Source organism: Rhizocola hellebori, assembly GCF_016862955.1.
Classification (GTDB): domain Bacteria; phylum Actinomycetota; class Actinomycetes; order Mycobacteriales; family Micromonosporaceae; genus Rhizocola; species Rhizocola hellebori.
In genome coordinates, this window is sequence record NZ_BONY01000086.1 from 20,238 (window position 1) to 39,430 (window position 19,193).

At 66.7% G+C, this 19,193-nt stretch carries 13 protein-coding genes; 5 read left to right on the forward strand and 8 right to left on the reverse strand.

Translation table 11 applies throughout. The features are described 5' to 3' along the window. Positions 1-45 precede the first annotated feature (45 nt). On the reverse strand, positions 46-1,284 hold the full coding sequence (locus Rhe02_RS40920) for an NAD(P)/FAD-dependent oxidoreductase (RefSeq protein WP_203913889.1): 1,239 nt from the start codon (positions 1,282-1,284) through the stop codon (positions 46-48). Between the two features lie 27 nt (positions 1,285-1,311). Continuing rightward, the gene (folE, locus tag Rhe02_RS40925; protein ID WP_239124376.1) at positions 1,312-1,914 is read right to left on the reverse strand and encodes a GTP cyclohydrolase I FolE; all 603 of its coding nucleotides are present in this window, start codon (positions 1,912-1,914) and stop codon (positions 1,312-1,314) included. Positions 1,915-2,019: 105 nt separating this feature from the next. Between folE and Rhe02_RS40930 the strand changes: the two genes are divergently transcribed. The 5 genes from Rhe02_RS40930 (at position 2,020) to Rhe02_RS40950 (ending at position 6,280) form a co-directional block, all read left to right on the forward strand. Next, the gene (locus Rhe02_RS40930) at positions 2,020-2,697 is read left to right on the forward strand and encodes a helix-turn-helix transcriptional regulator (protein WP_203913890.1); all 678 of its coding nucleotides are present in this window, start codon (positions 2,020-2,022) and stop codon (positions 2,695-2,697) included. Between the two features lie 81 nt (positions 2,698-2,778). Next, positions 2,779-3,597 carry a maleylpyruvate isomerase family mycothiol-dependent enzyme gene (locus tag Rhe02_RS40935; protein ID WP_203913891.1) on the forward strand — a complete coding sequence of 273 codons (819 nt, stop codon included), beginning with the start codon at positions 2,779-2,781 and terminating at the stop codon, positions 3,595-3,597. Between the two features lie 18 nt (positions 3,598-3,615). Further along, a complete protein-coding gene (locus Rhe02_RS40940; RefSeq protein ID WP_203913892.1) occupies positions 3,616-4,104 on the forward strand; it encodes a VOC family protein in 489 nt (162 codons plus the stop codon). 17 nt (positions 4,105-4,121) lie between these two features. Next, positions 4,122-4,766: a transcriptional repressor LexA gene (gene lexA, locus Rhe02_RS40945; RefSeq protein WP_203913893.1), complete on the forward strand. Its 645-nt coding sequence runs from the start codon at positions 4,122-4,124 to the stop codon at positions 4,764-4,766. Positions 4,767-4,879: 113 nt separating this feature from the next. Then, positions 4,880-6,280 carry a SigE family RNA polymerase sigma factor gene (locus Rhe02_RS40950; RefSeq protein ID WP_203913894.1) on the forward strand — a complete coding sequence of 467 codons (1,401 nt, stop codon included), beginning with the start codon at positions 4,880-4,882 and terminating at the stop codon, positions 6,278-6,280. 7 nt (positions 6,281-6,287) lie between these two features. Here Rhe02_RS40950 and Rhe02_RS40955 read toward each other — a convergent pair whose 3' ends face one another. The 6 genes from Rhe02_RS40955 to Rhe02_RS40980 all read right to left on the reverse strand — a co-directional run. Further along, positions 6,288-7,208 carry a hypothetical protein gene (locus tag Rhe02_RS40955; protein ID WP_203913895.1) on the reverse strand — a complete coding sequence of 307 codons (921 nt, stop codon included), beginning with the start codon at positions 7,206-7,208 and terminating at the stop codon, positions 6,288-6,290. A 33-nt stretch (positions 7,209-7,241) separates the two neighbouring features. Continuing rightward, a complete protein-coding gene (locus Rhe02_RS40960; RefSeq protein ID WP_203913896.1) occupies positions 7,242-7,628 on the reverse strand; it encodes a hypothetical protein in 387 nt (128 codons plus the stop codon). Beyond that, positions 7,628-16,447: a SpvB/TcaC N-terminal domain-containing protein gene (locus tag Rhe02_RS40965; protein ID WP_203913897.1), complete on the reverse strand. Its 8,820-nt coding sequence runs from the start codon at positions 16,445-16,447 to the stop codon at positions 7,628-7,630. The genes Rhe02_RS40960 and Rhe02_RS40965 overlap by 1 nt, the downstream gene beginning before the upstream one ends. Positions 16,448-16,624: 177 nt before the next feature. After that, entirely contained in the window at positions 16,625-17,497 is an 873-nt protein-coding gene (locus Rhe02_RS40970; protein WP_203913898.1) for a sulfotransferase domain-containing protein, read from the reverse strand. Positions 17,498-17,588: 91 nt separating this feature from the next. After that, entirely contained in the window at positions 17,589-18,038 is a 450-nt protein-coding gene (locus Rhe02_RS40975) for a GNAT family N-acetyltransferase (RefSeq protein WP_203913899.1), read from the reverse strand. 942 nt (positions 18,039-18,980) lie between these two features. Next, positions 18,981-19,193: hypothetical protein (locus Rhe02_RS40980; RefSeq protein WP_203913900.1), on the reverse strand; the 213-nt coding region annotated here is incomplete at its 5' end.

The window sequence follows — 19,193 nt, forward strand, 5'->3', positions numbered from 1 at the left end:
GATAGGGTACGCGGCAAAAATGGCATGATTCCAAAAAACAGTGATTTAGTTGCCTACCAACAGGTCTTCCAATGGAATGGCGGGGTCGGCAAGACGGCCGAGGTCGGCGACGTGTCCGGCATAGCCGGCCCGCACCAGAGCCTGGATCTGATCCTGCACATCCCAGATGTTGGTGTTCATGCCCGCGATGACACGGCCCTCGTCGACCCAGAACGCCAGAAACTCGTATTTAGACGGATCGCCGCGGAAAACCATGTAGTCATAACGGCCCGGGGCCACGTAACCGCTGTATTCCATGCCCAGGTCGAACTGGTCGGAGTAGAAGTACGGCAGCTGGTCGTAGACAACATCCTGCCCCATCATGGCCTTGGCCGCGGCCTCGCCCATGTTGACGGCGTTGGCCCAGTGCTCGACCCGGATCTGGCGGCCGATGAGCGGGTGGTAGGCATTGGCGACATCGCCCGCGGCGAAGATGCGCGGATCCGAGGTGCGCAGCCCGGAGTCCACGGTGATGCCGTTGTCGGTGTCCAGCCCGGCCTGCCGGGCCAGCTCGATGTTGGGCGAGATGCCGACCCCGGCCACGACCACGTCGGCCAGCAACTCGCTGCCGTCGCCGAGCACCACCGAGGTGACCCGCTTGCCGCCACGGAACTCGCGCACGGAACTGTTGCCGTGGAAGGTGATCCCGCGCGAGCGGTGCAGGGAGAGGAAGACCTGCGCCACCTCGTCGCCCAGCACCCGTTGCAGCGGCAGCGCAAGGGTTTCCACGATGGTGACCGAAGCTCCGCGGGAGCGCGCCGCGGCGGCGACCTCCAACCCGATCCACCCGGCGCCGATCACGACGACGTGTTCGGCGTCGGCCAGCACGGCGGCGAGCCGCACGGCGTCGGGCAGGGTACGCAGATAGAGCACGCCATCGAGGTCGGCGCCGGGGAGGTCGAGCCGGCGGGGCGCGGAACCGGTGGCCAGCAACAGTTTGTGATAACCGGTGACGCTTCCGTCGCTGGCAGTCACCGTGCGCTCGGCGCGGTCGATGGACTCGACGCGGCACCCGGTGCGCAGCTGGACTTCGTTGTCTGCGTACCAGCCGGGCTCATGCACGAAGGCGTCCTCTTCGGTGGTGGCGCCCAACAGCAGGCCCTTGGACAGCGGCGGCCGCTCATAGGGGCGGTGCGGCTCCTCGCCGAACAGGGTGATTTGCCCGGCAAAGCCTTGCCCGCGCAGGGATTCGGCCGCCTTGGCGCCGGCCAGGCCGGCGCCCACGATGACAAACTGCTCGCTCATGCTCGATCCTCAAAGGGTTTTCGTGGGTTATCGGGAAGCGGCGCCGGTGAGGGCGAGGAACTCGCCGCGGGAACGGGGGTCTTTGCGCAGGCTGCCGAGCAGCGTGGAGGTCAGGGTGCGGGAGCCGATCGCCTGGACCCCGCGCAGGGTCATGCAGAGGTGTTCGGCCTCGATGACGACGCCGACGCCGCGCGGGGTGAGCTGGGTGTGCAACCAGTCGGCGATCTGTTTGGTGAGCCTCTCCTGAACCTGCGGGCCGTGGGCGAACATCTCCACCACGCGGGCCAGTTTGGACAGTCCAAGAATCCTTTCCCCCGGCAGGTAACCGACGTGCGCCACCCCCACGACCGGCAGCATGTGGTGCTCGCACACCGATTTGATCGGGATGTTGCGCACCAGCACCAGCTCGTCGTAGCACTCGTCGTTGGGAAAGGAGGTCACCTTGAACGCCCGCGGGGTCAGCAGCTCGGCGTAGGCCTGCGCCATGCGGCGCGGGGTGTCCCGCAGGCTCTCCGAATCCAGAGGCACACCGAGTGCCCGCAGCAGATCTGCGGCCGCCTCCTCGGCGGCAGCCAGGTCGCGGGTGTTCGCCATCGCGCGTCCCCGCGGGGCCTGAACTGCGTTGTGCATCTGATACCGCCCTTTTTCGCCAATGGCCGTTGCTGTTAATCATCACCATTCTGTGGCCGAGCGGCCCGATTATCAACAGCGGACGTTGGTGATAATCTCTCCGCGATGGCAATAGCAAGATGGAACGTGGTGGCCGCGCTGATCGACCCGGTGCGGCGGGCGCTCTATGAGCACGTCAGGCGCCAAAAGCATGCGGTCAGCCGGGAGGAGGCCGCCGACGCGGTCGCGGTCTCACGCACCCTGACCGCGTTTCACCTGGACAAGCTCGTCGACGTCGGGCTGCTGCAGGCCCGCTACGAAGCGCCGTCGGGCAAGCGGCGGGGGCGCGGGCGCACCCCCAAGGTCTACGAGGCGAGCGCCGACGGGCTCAACCTGACCATCCCGGCCCGCCAATACGAGCTCGCCGGGCAGATCCTCGCCGACGCCATCGCCGAATCGCCGACCGATGCCCTGGCCGCTGTGCGCCGCCAGGCATTCCGGCGTGGACAGCAGATCGGGCAATCGGCCCGGCCCGGCAGCGAAGATCGGGTGGCCAGCCTGGACGAGGCCTGCCAGGCGCTGGCCGAGATGGGCTACGAGCCGCGTCCGGGCGAGGAGATGCTGCTGGACAACTGCCCGTTCCACGCGCTGGCGCAGCGTCAGCGGGAGCTGATCTGCGGGCTGAACCAGGCGTTCGTGGAAGGCGTGCTGACCGGGCTCGGCGCGCACGCGCTGCAGGCACGGCTGATCCCGCGGCCGGGCTCATGCTGCGTCACCGTGACCGCCGCACCCGCGACCGATTGACGTCTGTCCACGCGTGGGCATAGGTTCGCTCTGAGCACAATCGTTCGCACTCCGCACTCCCCGTCAGCAAGGGAGATTGGTATGTCCATTTGGGATGCCACCAGCCCCGAGGCGCGCGACAATCTGCTGCGCGTCGTCGATGAGCAGGCACAGGATCTGTTCGCCATGGCCGCCGCGCCCGGGGCGTGGGAGGCGCCGACCCTGAGCACGCAGTGGCAGGTCCGCGACGTCGTGGGCCACCTGATCGATGTCACCGAGAGCTACTTCACCGGCTTCGACGCCGCGCGGGCCGGCGCGTCGGTGGCGGATGCCCTTGGTACCAAAGCAATGCAAGACGGTCTCGACGTAGGCGCGCGCGATCTGCGCAGCCTGGAGGCAGACGTTTCCCTGGCCCGGCTGCGGGCAGACTACGCCAAGATGGTCGACATCGTCCGCGGGCTCAGCGATGACGAGTGGCGCAGCTTCCTCGTGCCGCACAAGTACATGGGCCCGCTGCCGGCCTTCTTCTACCCGGTCTTCCAGCTGATGGACTACGGCGTGCACGGCTGGGACATCCGCCAGGGCTCGGGACGGGCCCACTGCCTCAACAGCGACGCCGCGGACCTGCTGGTGCCGTTCATGTTCGTGCTCTGGTCGGCGACCGCGGACCTCCCGGCCGACGCGCCGCCGTGCGAGATCGGGGTGCGCATCCTGGGCGGACACAACGCGGGCAGCTGGAAGGTCACCGCCGGGCCGGACGCGATAACCTATGCCCCGGCGGCGGTCGACGACCTGCCCACGGTGCTTGAGTTCGATCCGGGGAGCTTTGTGCTGACGGCCTTCGGGCGCAGCAACGCCGGCACGGTGCGCGGCGACGCCACGGTCGCCGACCGCTATCTGAACATGTTCTTCCGGATCTGAGGGTGAGAAGCTGGGGCGATGGGCATCGACTACGACCAGATTGAAGCCGACCGGGCCAGGATCCGTGAGGTGTACCTGGGCGAGCAGCGCCCGGCGTCGAGCGCGCGCGGCGTGCACCACGTCGCGCTGCTCTGCGCCGACGTTGAGCGCACGGTGCAGTTCTATCAGGGGGTGCTGGAGTTCCCGCTCACCGAGATCTTCGAGAACCGGGACTACCGCGGCTCCAACCACTTCTTCTTCGACATCGGCAACGGCAACCTGCTCGCCTTCTTCGACCTGCCCGGCCTTGATCTCGGCGACTACGCCGAGGTGCTCGGCGGCCTGCATCACCTCGCCATCTCCGTCGAGCCGCAGCGGTGGGAACACCTTCGCGGCAAGCTGGAGGCCGCCGGCGTCGAGTACATGCTGGAGAGCGGAACGTCGATCTATTTCCGCGACCCGGACGGCGCCCGCGTGGAGCTGATCGCCGACCCGCTAGGGGAGATGTACGGCTCAAAAGTGATGTAATAGCTTAGGCTTTGCCGGTGAGTTTGGCCGAGAGCGTGGATACGTCGTCGTTGAGTGTTCGTCAGCGCCGGATCCTTGCCACCATTCAGGAGTGGGTGGTGCGCTGCGGCTACCCGCCGACCAACCGCGAGCTGGGTGACGCGGTGGGCCTGATGTCCTCCTCCTCGGTCTCGTACCATCTGAACAGCCTTGAGGAGAAAGGGTTCCTGCGGCGCAGCCGGTCGCGCCCGCGCAGCGTCGACGTGCGAATGTTCCTGCAGCCTCAGGGTGAGGCCGACGACGGCCCGAAGCCGGTGCTCGTGCCGCTGCTCGGCTCGATCGCCGCCGGTGGGCCGATCCTCGCCGACGAATCGCTCGAGGAGGTGCTGACCCTGCCCCGAGAGCTGGTCGGCCGGGGAACGCTGTTCTGCCTGCGGGTCCGCGGAGATTCGATGGTCGACGCGGCGATCTGCGACGGCGACATCGTCGCCGTGCGCCAGCAGCAGGAGGCCTACAGCGGAGACATCGTCGCCGCGATGATCGACGGCGAGGCCACCGTGAAGGTCTACCGCCGCCGCAGCGGCCACGTCTTCCTGGAGCCCCGCAACCCCGACTACGACGTCATCGATGGCGACGAAGCGGTGATCCTGGGCAAGGTCGTCTCAGTCATGCGGCGCATCTAACCCTCATACAGCCAGGACCCGCTACATAACGCCACCATAATCGGGTAAACCTGAAGCTCTCTCCGATGAGTACCTACTATGACAGCGATCATGGATAGGAATCGGGGAAGAGGATGGCCGACGCAGCCGCGTTCGAGGAGTTTGTGACCACCCGCTCGTCACGGTTGATGCGGGTAGCCGTGCTGCTCACACGCGACCACGCCCTGGCGGAAGACCTGCTGCAGACAGCGCTGGCCCGCACCTGGTCGGTGTGGAAGCGCATCGACGGCGACCCCGAGCCGTATGTCCACCGTGTCCTTGCCAACACCTACAACACCTGGTGGCGAAGGCGCTGGCATGCCGAACGCCCCACCGACCTGCTGCCCGAACACGGCGAGCCCGGAGGTCAGCTCGCCGTCGACGAGCGCGACGCGGTGTGGCGGGCCCTGAACCGCCTTACCCGCCAGCAGCGGGCCGTTCTGGTGCTGCGCTACTTCGAAGACCTCAGCGAGGCGGAAGTGGCTCAGGCGCTTGGCATCTCGGCCGGCGCGGTGAAGAGCCACGCCAGCCGGGCCCTGACCAAGCTGCGGCTCGATCCGCAGCTGCTGTCTGGCTTCGCGGTCGCGTCACCGCGTCCCGGCACCGAGCGCCTGGTCGCCGTTCGCGAGCGGATCAAGCAGCGCCGCAATCACCGGATCGCCGGCGCGCTCGCCCTCCTGGTGGCGATCATGGCCGGAGTCTCGGTGATTCCGATCCTGGTGGAGAAGGTCTTCCTACCCATGAAAACCGAGATTCCCAAATATATTCGCGAGTACCAGGTGACTGCGGCCGCGCAGACCACGTTGCCCGGCGCTTCCAGCGCGACCACCACCTGGATTCCGTTCACCACCGACTTTTGGGTCACCGGCATCTGTGTCCTTCCGCCAGGCCACGAAGACATTTGGACTATGTGGATATTGATCAACGGGCAGGAGGTCCTGTCGACCGGCTGCTCCTCCGGCTCGGCGTCGATCGAGAGCGGCATGCGTTTCAAGCCGAGCGAACCCTGGTTTCCGGTAGGCGAGATGGCCACGCTGGAGGTGAGGCTCGAGGCCGAATCGGGTAAATCGTTTCCCCGCGGCACCGTCGCCACCGCGGCCTTCCTCGAAAAGGTTCCGTTCGAGCAGCGTCCGCTCCCGCCGCGGCCCGGCAAACTGAGCAAGCTCAAGGGCTATCAGGCGCAAGAGGGATCGGAGGTGGTCATTCTCGAAAGTGGCGGAAAGACAAGCACGAGCATGCTGTGGCATTGGAATGAACAGTCCATCGCGTTTGTGGGCAACAGCCAGACACCGGGCTTACTACACATCGAGATCAATGGAAAAGAGCTGACCGAGCTGGGCTTTTGGGACTACGACCAACGTTCCAACGGATATCAGATCAATCCGCGCGACCCGCAATTCGGCGACTTCAAGCCCGAACGTGGGGTGCTGCCCACCGTTACCGTGCGACCCGAATACATCAGCGGCGACTGGTATGTGGCGATCGTGACGCGGTGACGTGCAGTCACGACGGCACTGACACCGGGAGGGTGCGGGTGAGGGCGGTGATGGTGGCGAATGCGTCGGTGAAGGCTGTCCCGGACGGGTACTGGGTCAGCACCGCGACGATGAACCGGTCGCCCTCGCCGACCGTGCCCGTGGTGTGTAGCACCCGGCCGCTCATCAGGGCCGGTTTCGCCCCGCGGATGGCCGGTGCCGCCGAGGGCACCGCAGGCGGGGGAGTCTGGGCGGTACAGCGGATCGGTGGGGAGTCGCCGAAACCCCACCAGCCCTGCTTGGCCGTCCAGGGCCGGGGGAAGGCGAGCGGGATGCCGAAGGTTTGGTGATAGGCGTCAGTCCCGCACGGTGTGGACTGGCGCAGGTTGCCCATGATGAGCTCGCGAACCGGGGCCGGGCTCTGCTCCAGCAGGTAGCGGTAGACGCGTACCATGTCGTTGGCGCTCAAGGTGGTGGAGCCCCAGCCGTTGAGCCCGACCGCCGACGGGGGTGCCGTGTTCTCCAGCGCCATCAACGTGATCATGCGTTTGATCCCCGGCTCGCCGCCGATGCGCTGATAAAAGTAGGACGCCGCCTTGTCGTCGCTGCCGCGCAGCATCAGCTCCAGCTGCGCCCGGTCGGACGCGCTGATCGCATAGTCAGGGCCGCGCGCGAGCAGAAAGTCAAGGGCGATAAGGATTTTCACCAGCGAAGCGGACCGGAACCGGCCGGTGGCGTTGACCTGGGTGAGGTAGCTGCCGCTTTGCCGGTCGAAGACCGCTATTCCCGCATTGACCCCTTGCGGGACGATCACCGGCATCGGCGATCGTGCTGGCGATGGCGAAACGGAAACGGAAGCGGGGGCAGGAGCGGGCGCCGGGACAGCAGGCGCTGTGCCGCAGGCGGCCAGGCAGGTCACCAAGACGAGCGGCATTCGCTTCCAGTCCACCCGCCGCATCCTGCCGCAGGCGTGCGGGAAAAGCTATCCGGCGTCGGGATGCACGAACCGCTGTTGGGAATGCTTGACCCGCCAGCCGTCGGGGTCGGTGCCGAGGAACTCGCCGGCCATCTCGGAGCGGCCCATGTCGTAGAGGTCGGCATAGGAGGCGTCCTCGCACCGCCAGGCCATCGGCAGGTCGCCGTTGTCAAGCGCGTTGAGCAGCTGGAACAGCACCTCGTCGACCACCTCGGGCAGCAGCTCGAGCATGGCGTCGCGGCACGCCGGATCGGCGAGCACCATTTTCCAGTGCTCGCCGATCGCGCCGCCTATCCTGCCAGCGGCGTAAACGTCGAGGTTGCTGATGGCCTGATCCCTGACCAGGCGCATCAGCAGCTCCGCAAAGCGTTGCAGCTCTTGCCTATCGTCCATTACGGATCAACATACGGGATCCGGGTTGGCGCCGCTATTCCTCGTGCCTCCAGTTCCCGGATCGCCCGGTCGACGATGGTGCGGGCCAGGACGGGATCCATCCCCGCGTTGGCCATCGCCTGAGACTCGATCCTGGCGATCGTGGCCCAGGTCGGGGTGGCGGTCGGGTTGGCCGCCCGCCAGGCGGTGTAGAGATCGCGTTGCTGTTGCGTGATCACGCGGTGGGCCACCCCCAGGTCGTTGAGCACCTCGTTGGGGACAGCGAGCACCCCCGCGCCGCGGGCCGGGTAGCCGGGGGCGCCGCGAACCGCGGCCTGGGAGACGGGGTGGTGCCCGCCGCCCGGGGCGTAGGGCCGCAGCCGGTAGTGGGTGACGATGCCGCCCACCGCCTTGGCCACCACTGCTCCCGCGGCCCCGGCGATGGCGCCCGATCGTGCGCCGTCGAGGCTCGCCTGGCCGACGTCGCCGCCGGTGATGAGGGCCTCGGTGGCGCCGCCGGCCGCCCCGCCCGCCGCGCCGGAAGCGGAACCGCCGACGACGGTGACCGTGGTACGGGCCAGCAGGCTGCCGCCCAGAGCCGCCCCGCCCGCGCTCGCGCCGAGCGTGGCCGCGCCGACCGCGCCCGCCACGGCACCGCCCGCGGTGGCCCCGGCCAGCCGCAACGCGCTGAACTCACCGGCCTTGTACTGCCGGTACCCCTCGACGCCCGCACTGATGAGAGCCCCCACCCCGGCGCCCACGGCGATGTGCACCCATCGCCCGTCGGGGTCGGTCAGCCGCACCGAGTTGTTGTGCGCGTAGGTGTACAGGGCCAGGTTGGCCGACGTGTAGACGCCTCCCGCGAGCTTGCCGTTCATATACTGGTTCAGCTCGGGGTCGGGGCTCTGCCAGACCTGGGTTCTCGGGTCGTAGTAGCGCGCGCCGAAGTAGTACAGCCCGGTCTCCGGGTCGAACTCCTTGCCGGTGAACTGTTGCGGCACCGGCTGCACCGGATGCTCGCTGACCCAGGTTTCGCCGCCGGGGAAATACTTGAGGTGCTCGGCCAGGTTGCCCCGGTCGTCGGTGACGAAACCGCTGGAGCCCAGATGGTCGCTGTGCGCGTAGTACTGCCTGTCCTCGATGCGGTGTTCCGGCTCCACCAGCTTGGTGATGAGCTTGGTCTGTCCTATGTAGACGTGCTTGAACTCCTGGTTGCCCCGGGTGGAGAAGTTGCGGTTGGGGTACATGTGGAAGTTCGCGGAGTCCTTGACTATCCGCGTGCCCTGATCGTCGTAGTAGTAGCGGGCCGCGTTGGGGGTGCCGCCCGCGTTGTCACACGATGCGGGAGTCTGCGGCAACGTTTGGCTCTGCACGTTCTCGTGGCTGCACGCCAGGCGGTTCTCCTCGTCCCAGATGTTCTGCCGCCGCGGCCGTGGCTGCTGATCGCGGCTGATCTGGTTGCCGTTGGCGTCGTACCCGATCGTGTAAATGCCCAAAGTGGTTGGCGCATGCGGCTTTGCGCTGGCGTAGCTGTAGGCGTAGTCGTAGCTCGTCTTCCCGACCGGCTGGGTGTTGCCGTTGCCCACCATCTCGTGCACCTGCGTCTTGCGGGTGATGTTGTGGATGGTGTCGTAGGACAGGTCGTAGCGGAAGGTGTCGGCCCGCGGGTTCTTCGACGTGTAAACGCCTTCGGCGTGTACGAGCCGGTCCAGGTCGTCGTAGCGGAACGTCTGCAGGCTCGGCCCGCCCGGGTCGGGACCGCCCGGAACCACGGTGTTGTTGTGGATCTGCAGGACGTTGCCGACCTCGTCGTAGGTGTAGTTGAGGTTGTCGAAGACGTAACCGTTGGCGGCGTTGGCCCTCAGGTTCGCCAGCCGCATGTCCTCGGCGTCATAGGTGTACTGGGTTCGGGTCCCGTTGCCGGTGTCCAGCAACGCGCGGCGCTCGAACTTGTCGTAGTCCAAACGAGACAGATAGTTGTACGTGAACTCGCCCTTGACGCCGGTCGCCGAGTCGATCTGGCCACCGGAGTTGTAGTGGTAGCTCAGCTGCTCGCCGTCCGGATAGGTCATCGCGAGCATCCGGTTCCAGGTGTCGTACCGGTATGAGGTGGTGAAGGTGGAGATATGGCTGCCCTGCGCGGGCGTGGTACGGGTCTCCTCGACCGTCTCGCCCAACGGCCCATACTTGCGCGACAGCACACCCGCGCCGTCGACGACGCCGACAATGCGGTTCGCGCCGTTGTTGGCCGCGTTCGGGGCGCCATAGGTGTAGGTGACGTTGTTGGCGGGGAAGACCGGGTAACGGATGCCCGCCAAGCGGTTGAACTGGTAGTCGTATTCGACCGCCAGGTTCTGTGCCGCGAGCTTGGACGTGATCTTGCGGATCTCGTTGCTCGCCAGGTCGTAGACGATCTCGGTACGGCCCGAGTCCGGGCTGTCGGTGAAGGTGCGCCGGCCGAAGTTGTCATAGCCGGACCGGGTGACGTTGTTGCGGTCGTCGGTCACCGCCGTCAGCTGGGCCAGCGCGTCATAGGTGTAGCTGGTCCAGATGACCGGCTGGTTGCCGGCCGGGTTGGACTCCTTCAACGCGACGGTCAGCTCCCGGACGTCGGCATAGGTGCGTTTGGCGTTGCCGCTCGCATCCGTGATGACGGTCTCGAACTGGGTCGCCCCGGCCCGGTCCGGGCCGAACCCGAACGAGGTGGTGGTGACCGTGGCGTCCGGCATCGTGGTGCGCGTGGTGCGGTCGAGCACGTCGAAGACGCGCACCGTGGGGGAGACGGAGTCGAAGGCCGGGCTGAAGGTCTGGTTCGCGCCGCCCTTGGGTTCCGTGGTCTGGTAGAACTGCCGCGTGCTGCGGCCGAAGGCATCGAACACCGTTCGCCCGGAGACGATCATCGCCTGTTGCGGGGCGGTGTTCGGGCCGGTGTGCACGGCGGCGTCCTTCTTGGTCTGCAGCTTGCGTCCCAGCCCGTCGATGAAGATGACGGTGTCGATGGCGTCGGGCCGTACCGTGCCGTTGGCCTCCCGGTCGACGTGACGAGTCACCGCATAGGGCACCGTCGCCTCCGGGTGGTACTCGAAGTCGATGGTGAGCCGGTTCTCCGGCGCCTCATACGGTCCGGCCACCGTGTCCAGCCGCCCGACCGCGTCGTAGGTGTTGCGGATGACCTGGTTGTTGAAATCGGTGGTGTTCTCCACCAAACCGAACTTGAGGTTGTAGGTGGCCAGCGATCGGTAACCGAAGCTGTCGGTGATGGACTCGACGTGGGTGGCCACGGCGGTGTCGTAGGTGTAGTCCACCCGATAGCGCTGGCTGACCCGGTTGGGCGGATTGACGACCGCCCTTATGTTGCCGTTGCTGAAATATTCCAGATCGGTGACCGCGGTCTCGCCGCCGGCCAGCCTGGCCCGCACCTGGGTCACGTTCGCCGTCGCACAGTCCACAGTGGACTCACGGTGGCGCATCAGGGTTCCGTTGCCGAACACGTCGATCACGTTCGGCACGCCCACGATGTTGGTCGTCCGGCAGGCCGGATCGTCCGCCGAGTACCGGATCCGGGTGTCGGTGTCGTCGGCCGAACCCACATCGGAGGCATCGAAGAACCGGATCACGTTGCCGAACGCGTCGTAGTCCATCGTGGTGAAGGTGGCCTTGCCCGGGGTCGGGTTGCCCTCGTAGAAACGCTTGTCGGTACGGGTCAGCTGCGGGAAGACCGTCGCCGTGGTGCTGCGCGGGTTGGCCAGACCTCCGCCGACCTCTTGCAGCGCATAGGTGTGCTCGGTCTCGGCGAACGGCCGCCCGGCCGCGTCGGTGGTGAGCTCCTTGCGCACCAGCCCACGGGTGTAGTGGCTGTCGGTCAGATAGTCACGCGTGATGCTGCGGTAGACCGCGTCGGCGGCCTGCGTGTCGCGGTGGCGCTCAATCACCCTGCCGTAGCCGAAGAACTCCCGCTCCAGCCGGTCGAACACGCCGCCGGTGTACTCGTAGGTGGTCAGCTGCGTGTCAGCGCCATCGCCGGCGAACCCGTCGCTGACGGTGGTCTTCGTGAGCAGCCAGCGCGACTGCGGCTGGTCGTAGGTGTTGCCGTCGCGCGTGTAGTCGAAGTCCAGCCGGGCGCCCATCGGCCGGCTCACCCCGCGCAGCAGGTTCGTGCGCTCGGTTCGGTTCTGCGCCACCGTGAGCTGATTGTCGCGTGTGGACGACAGATGGTCGGGCCGGCCGTCGCCGTTGATGTCGCGAATGGCGAATTCGGTGCGGCTCGCCCCGGTGGAGATGTCCCCACCCGGGTTGATGATGATGCAGATGAAGATGAAGCAGATCGGGATCGTGAAGTAGACCCCGCCGCCGAGCCGGGCGTTCTGCTCGTCGTTGATGGCCGACAGGCTGCCCAGGAACGGCACCGGCGGCTCGAAACCGTTGCCGGTGTTCAGCGACACCCGCAGCGGGCTGCCCGCGAAGACCCGATCGATCAGGCCGTCGCCGTTGACATCGACCAGCGTGGCATTGGCGGTGTTGTTGCCCTCACTGTAGGAGGCGCCGCCGGCGAAGCCGTAGAAGTCGGTGTTGAAGCCGATGTTAAGGCCGAAGCTTTCGCCGTCGCCGTCGTTCAGCGCGGCCGGGTTGCGCCACGGCTCGCGCCCGGCGAACTCGTAACCGAGGTTGAGCGCGACATCGCCGTTGTCGTAGATGCGGTCCGGCAGCGCGTCGCCGTTGATGTCGAGCAGGTCGAAGTTGCCGTCCGAGCTGCTCCCGCCGATGCTCCCGCCGATGCCCAGCGGTGGCATGTCATTTCCGGCCTCAGCGGTGTTTGTCGACGTGTACCCGGGAGGGCTGCCGTGGCCGCGGCCGGTGGTGATGGTCCGAGCCGGGCTTCCGGCGCTGGCGTTGCCCGCGATGTTGGTGCTCCTGCGCACCGCGCCGCCGGGCAGGTCGCCACGTTTGCCGCCCAAGCCGCCGACCATGTCGGAGAACTGGATACCGTTGGCGCCCACCACATCCGGGAACTGGTCACCATTCATGTCGATGAAGTCGACCTCGCCCGTGCTGGCCCCCTCGGCGATGGAGCCGCCGATGCTTCCCACCGGGCTGCTCAGCCCGCCGGTCAGCGAGATCTGCTGGGAACGCGACAGCCGCGCAACCGCATAGCCGCCACCGAAATCCACCGGGTCGGGCAGATCGATGGAAAGCGCGCCGCGCCGCGAGCTGCTCGCCGCGGACTTGGTCACCCAGTTGTGGTCGCTGGAACCCCAGCGATGGAACTGGGGGAACGGCGCGAAGGCGTCCACGCTCGGCGGGTTGATCCGCGGGTCGGCGGCGAAGGAGTCCTTCTGCGCCTGCGGGTCGACACTGCCGGGCAGCTGGTCGCCGAAATCGTCGTCCATCACGAGATCGGCCTGGTTGATGGGCGTTCCCGCCCGGCCGCGGTTGCCGTTGTAGCCGATCGCGCCCCACCCGCGGTAGGGCTGGGCGAAGGCGTCCTCGGTGAGCGCGTTGTGCAGCGCGCTGGGCACCGGATTTCCGTCGAGGAGAACCGACTGGCTTACCAGGAAGCCGCGCAGGGCGGGGTCGAGAGTGCTGAAGTCGAAGAACAGCTCGTCACCGGCTTGCGCCGCGACCGTGAACGGCGCGGGAGCGGTGACCACTCCGCCCTGGATGTCGAAGAAACGCTTGCCCAGCAACGCTCCGCGCCGCTTGACCGTGAAGGCCACCCGCGCGGTCGGGGTGGCGCCACCGAAGTTGAAGGTCAGCTCCGGGGCAACCGTCAGGTCGCCATCGGCCGCGACGGTGTGCGAGCCCTGCGGCGCGGCCAGCCCGTCCTGCGGGTACATGTCCAGGTTGTAGGGCGGATAGAAGGTGATGAGCGGATTGCCCTGCGGGTCGGTGACCCTGTCCACACCGCTGGCCGCGGTGTAGAAAGCGTTGGGGACCCAGTCGATCCGATCCAGATCGATCGGCGAGTCCACCTTCACCCGCCAGGTCAGGGTCTGGCCCTGGGTGACGGTGCGATCGAAGTTCACCGGCACGGAGCCGGTGCTGCCCGCGGCGAGGGTCTGCTCCAGCGCGGGGACGCCGTCGACGGCGATGACGACGGTGACATCGTCGGTGGTCGGGCCGCTCTTGACGAAGTCGCCGGACAGATGGATGGTGCCGGTCAGCGGCGCCTTGACCGAGGAGCTGCGCCCGCCGAGGGTGAAGTCGCGGCTGGCTTGGAATTGGTGCCCAGAAAGGGAATTGACGTCAAGGACGGGGGAGACGCCGGTGTAGGTGATCACCGGATCCCACGACACCTCATCCAGAGCGCCGTCGAAGACGGACTGCACCCGGAAGTAGAGCCGCTGCCCCTGGGTCACCGCGAGCGACGCGACCCCGGTCGGGGTGTGCGCGGAGTTGTCCTGCGCCGCGATCTGTTCGCTCCACAGCTCGAGGTTCTCCAGCTGAATAGCCACCCGCACCCCGTCGGCCGAAGTCGATGCCGCCCGTGCCGCGGCGGTCGAGTCGGCCAGCTTCACGTTGCCGGTCACGCTGACGACGCCGGTGTAGGGGGCGACCCAGCGGCGCAGCGTGTCCAGCAGCGGGAACGAGTCGGTGAGCCGGTCCCGGTCGGCGGCGAAGTCACTGAACAACCCGGTCGGGTCGACCGGTCCACTGGGAACAGGAACCGGGGTGTCGCCGCTGATGCCGTAGACGGGAACGCCTCCGGCGCCCAGCCGTCCAAACAGGACGGTCGAGCCGGTGACCAGGTCCATGATGCCGTCACCGTTGACATCGCTGAAATACTGACTCGTCGTGGCGAAGGTGTTCACGTAGTCCAGTTGCGCGGCCACCGCCCCCAGGTACCCCTCGATGCCGAGGGTGACCGCATTGCTCGATTCATCGCTGATTCCGGGCAGCGCAAGGTTTCTGACCTCATCGGAGAAGCGTGGCTGACCACCCGGCTTGGCCAGATTTTTCCGGTACCTGGTAGCGCCGCCATCGCGGAAAACCTTGTCCGGCAGCGAGTCGCCGTCCACATCGACCAGGGCCAGCACGCCGTCGTTGTCGGTATGGCTGAAGCCCACCTTGAGCCCGACCGAGCCGGACTTGCTGGCCTGCGTGCCCACCCCGACGTAGAGGTGGCCGCCACCGCCGAAGCTGGAGTTGGCGTTCAGCGCGCTGGCGTCGCCCGCCTGCGACGGCGTCAGGTTCAGCTCGTCCTTGCTCAGGCCGTCACCGGGCGAGGTCCAGCCCAGCGGCTGGAACGCCTGGTACTGCCCAGAAGCGTCACGGATGTCGTCGAAGTAGTCGAACTGGTGCGTGTTGAACAGAGCGCCATTGGCATCCAGCTGGGAGATGGAGCGCAGCAGCTTCTTGTGGAACGCGCCGGTGACATAGGACAGCTCGTATCCGCGGATCAGGCTGCCGTCCAGCGACACCTCCACCTTGCGCAACAGGTCGGCGGTGACGCGCTTGAACCCACCGCGCGCGTCGATCATCTTGTCGGTGCGCAGCGGCTCACCCAGCTCACGGTCGCGGGTGAAACTGACCGTGTAGCGGCCCTCGACACCGTTTTGCCCGGTGTAGGTGATCCGGTCGAGGTACAGGTTGCTGCCAGGCACCGAACCGCTGTCCAAACCGGTGTCGTTCACCTTGGCGTAGTGGTAACGCATCAGGTTGCCGTTGGGGTCGTGCACCTCTTGCAAGGCCCAGACGAAGACGTTGCCCTTGCCGTCCTTGAGCGTCGACCCGTCGGCGGCCCCATAGATCCACGTGGTGCCGCTCTTGTCGGTGACCTCCCAGGTGTAGTTGGCGGGACTGGTGCCGTGCCGCACTATTTTCGCGAAGCTGCCCTCTACCCGGCTGTGAAAGACTTTTTCCGGGGTACGGGCTTGGAGCACCCCGCGATGGGCGACCGGTGTGAGCTGTTCGCCGTTGAGCACATAGGTTTCGGTCTCCTGGGCAGCCTCGTAACGCGGAACTCCCCAGCGCGTCTCAACGGTGACGGTGGGCGTGGCGAGATCCCAGCCGCCCCCGAGCCAGCCGTTGCCGCGCGACGAGTCGTAGCTCAGCGACAGCTGGGGCTGCACGCCCCGCCGTCCCGGTGGCAGCTCGAGCGCGTAGCCCAGCTTGTTGTCCCCCTGGTTGTTCGCCGACGGCGGCGCGATGAGGTTCACCCCGGCGCCTGGGTCGCCGGCCTGAATTCCCTTGATCTGGTTGGGGTTGAACTCCACCCCCTCCGGATGCTCGGGCACCACGACGGTGGCGTTGACCATGGTGGTGAAGTGGTCGGTCAGCGAGACGATCAGCTGGTTGGCCTCGTCGACGCGCACCCGCTGCAGCGGCTCCCAGCACCCGCCCGCCTCGTTGTAGAAATAGGTGTAAATGTCTTGGGCGGTGAAGTCCTCGGTCAGCAGCGCCGGGTCGTAGGGAAGCGACACCTCGATCATCTCGGCGAACTGCATCGGGTGCGGGGTGAACCGGTAGCCGTGGTGGGCTTTGCCGGTCACGTTCGTCATACCCGAGTCGAGCGGGGGAACATCCTTGTCCTTCAGCGCGGTGATGCCGATACCGACCGGCAGCTTCACCGCGCTGGGCTTGATTTTCAGGCTCGCCTTTTCGTAGGAGACGACCCGGGTCTGGCTGTCCGTCGGGCTCACCACAGCCTGGAAGTCCGGGAGGGTGAGGCTGGCGGCGATGTTCTGCTGGGCCGTGTCGCCGACGGCGCAGATGGCCGGGGCCGGCTCGGCGACGGTGGCGGCGGGTCCGGCCAGCTGGCTCGCGGGCTGGGCGGCGGAGACCCCGGAGACGGTCAGAATGAGGGTGCTGACCGCAGCGGTCAGCCTGGTAAATCTGTTCATGGGCACGCCTAATCCCCTAGTACGGTTCGATATAGGCGCACCCGTCTGGGAGTATTAACCAGATCGATGCATGACGCTAGTTCTATTTTGATGAATTCGGATGTCCAAAAAGGCGAACCGCCCGCCTCCACTTTGGGGAGACGGGCGGTGTCAGCTACACGACACTCACCGGCGGGCTTACTCCGGCGGATAGCCCAGGCGCTCGACCAGATCGCCGTAGCGCTGGCGGAACGCCTTGGCGTGGCGTTCAGTGAAGTAATTGCGCCAATCGCCCGGGATGCCCTTGCGGTAATGGCTCATTTCATCCACCTCGCCGGGTTTACGGGTCGAATTGGACATCTTGGCGAAAGTGAAGAATTCGAGTGTCCGCGGCACATAGCCGCGCGGAAGCCGCTTGATGGGAATCCGGGGCAACGCCCGCTTTGTGGTCGGGCGCAGCGGCATCGGCCGTTCCTTGTTGGTGGCCAGGTTCCACTTCACCGCGGCGCTGAGCACCCACTCGCGCACCCGGTTCGGAGCGATCAACAGGCCATAGTGGTCGAAGATCTGCGTCCACAGCCGCACCTTGTCGCCGACCAGGTCCTCCATCTTCAGCTCGAGCACCTCGGGCTGCGAATAATTCCAGGTGACCATGTGATCCAGGAAGAAGCCACTGAACTCGATCTCCTCCAGCATGCCCTCATCGAGGTCCAGCTCCTGCAGGCGCTGGCGATGCGGGATCAGCTCCTCCCAGGTGATGCCCAGCGCCTGGGTGACGTGGCTGTTGCGGTGGCTGAAGTAGCCGGACACGACGATGTCGCGCGGATCGCGGATGACGTTGACGGTGCGCCGGGGCGGCAGCGTGTCATAGTCCTCCTGGCGGGCATTCGTCAGCGACACCAGGTCCGGCTTCTTGTCCTGGATAAGAGCGCCCAGCGAGCCGTGCTCGGCCCACTGCAGCGGCGAGATCACAGTGAGGGTTCGCATCCCCAACGCGGACGCCGCCTCGGCGAGGATGTACCGCGACCAGCTCGACGCGGCCTTGTGCCGCCCCGTATAAACCAGAAGCACGACTTCCTCCCACAGCGCACGCGCGATCGCTCAACGATTGAAAAATTTCGACCAATAGAGAGTTTGCGGTAACCCGCGCCCCGGCGCAACATCACCCGCGATCAGTCAGCCGGAGCGTAAGATACGGGACTTCCTCATCCGGCGGAAGATATCGGGACACTTCGACGAACCCGAGAGCCTCCGCGAACCGCAGACCGTCCACGTTGGAGGCCCATACAATGGTCTCTATCTCGTCGGTGCCCAGCGCCCGTGCCTGGGCCAGCGCCCTAACATAAAGCTGGCTGCCCAACCCCCGCCGGCGATGCTCGGCAAGCACCCGCACGATCACAGTAGCCGCGGCCGTGTCCCCGCTGGGCGGGCGCACAGTGGTGCAGCCGACAAGCGTCTCCGCAAGGTAAGCAACCTCAAGACGGTTGCGCCGCAGCCTTTCGCCGATGTCGGCCAGGCTCAGCGGGTCGTTGGGAATAATAGCGTTGTGAACATGCTGCCAATCCAAAATCATCTGGTCGCCGTTGACAGGCTCGATGCGTAGCTCAGACACCACCGAAGCCTAGTTGCCAGCCTCGGTTTCCGTAGGCCCAAGCCAAAGCAGACCCCCTCGGCCAGCTCAATATCAAGCCACACAAACATCCCAGCCCCACCCCACCTTCCACCCCCGCCGATTGCCGCCTTTCCCACGCCACCACGACCCACCGCGCCCCCACCCTTTCGGCACCGTTGCCGCACCCCCACCCGCCACCACCGACCCTCGCCGCCCGCCGCGCTGCCGCTGCTTCCGCCTACTGCTGCCGTGGCACCTGCATCTCTGCGTTAGGGCGGTGAGGCAGAGTTGTAGGTGCCGTAGGCCCTCCCCGCCGCCGTGCCTCGCCGCCCGCCGCGCTGCTACTTCTGCCGCTCCTGCCTACTGCTGCCGTGGCACCTGCATCTCTGCGTTAGGGCGGTGGGGCAGAGTTGTAGGTGCCGTAGGCCCTCCCCGCCGCCGTGCCTCGCCGCCCGCCGCGCTGCCGCTGCTTCTGCCGCCTCCGCCTACTACTTCCACGACACCTGCATCTCTGCGTTAGGGCGGTGGGGCAGAGCTGTAGGTGCCGTGGGCCTTCCCCGCCGCCGGGCCCCGCCGCCCGGCGCGCTGCTGCTGCCTCCGCCCGCTACTGCCGTGGCACCTACGTCTCTGCGTTAGGGAGGTGAGGCAGAGTTGTAGGTGCCGTGGACCTCCGTCGTTAGCCCTCGCCGCCCGCCGCGTTGCTTCTGCCGCCCTCCGCCTACTACTCCCGTGGCACCTACATTTCCTCTCGTGGTGCTGAGTCTTCCTTCTGCGGCGCAGGGCCTTTTGCAGTCTTCCGTGAGGCCGGGTGTTCAGCGGGTGCCGCGTCTTCGGTGACGCCGAGTCTTCGGTCGTGCCGGGTCTTCGGTGACGTCGAGTCTTCGGGTGATGCCGGGTCCGTCTGCGGTTCCGGGTTGGTGCTTTGCCGTGCTGCTGGTGGTGCTATGGGTTGTGGCGCTGGTGGTGGTGCTGTGGGAGGCCCAGGGCCTTGGGGCGCTGCGGGGTGAAGCGTTGTCCGTGGTTCATGCCGCCGAGGGTTGGCGTTGGCGTGCCGGGGGTGGACATGGGAAAGCCGCCGTCGGATGAGGGTTCTCGACGGCGTGGCTGATCGTGATCGGGGGGTGAGTCTTCCGCAAACGGGCGGCTGGGCTTAGT

Excerpts from the sequence above, each read along its gene's own strand:
- Rhe02_RS40965 (WP_203913897.1), bottom strand. The coding sequence starts at position 16,447 with ATGAACAGATTTACCAGGCTGACCGCTGCGGTCAGCACCCTCATTCTG.
- Rhe02_RS40950 (WP_203913894.1), top strand. The coding sequence starts at position 4,880 with ATGGCCGACGCAGCCGCGTTCGAGGAGTTTGTGACCACCCGCTCGTCA.
- folE (WP_239124376.1), bottom strand. The coding sequence starts at position 1,914 with ATGCACAACGCAGTTCAGGCCCCGCGGGGACGCGCGATGGCGAACACC.
- Rhe02_RS40940 (WP_203913892.1), top strand. The coding sequence starts at position 3,616 with ATGGGCATCGACTACGACCAGATTGAAGCCGACCGGGCCAGGATCCGT.
- Rhe02_RS40930 (WP_203913890.1), top strand. The coding sequence starts at position 2,020 with ATGGCAATAGCAAGATGGAACGTGGTGGCCGCGCTGATCGACCCGGTG.
- Rhe02_RS40960 (WP_203913896.1), bottom strand. The coding sequence starts at position 7,628 with ATGGACGATAGGCAAGAGCTGCAACGCTTTGCGGAGCTGCTGATGCGC.
- Rhe02_RS40935 (WP_203913891.1), top strand. The coding sequence starts at position 2,779 with ATGTCCATTTGGGATGCCACCAGCCCCGAGGCGCGCGACAATCTGCTG.
- Rhe02_RS40920 (WP_203913889.1), bottom strand. The coding sequence starts at position 1,284 with ATGAGCGAGCAGTTTGTCATCGTGGGCGCCGGCCTGGCCGGCGCCAAG.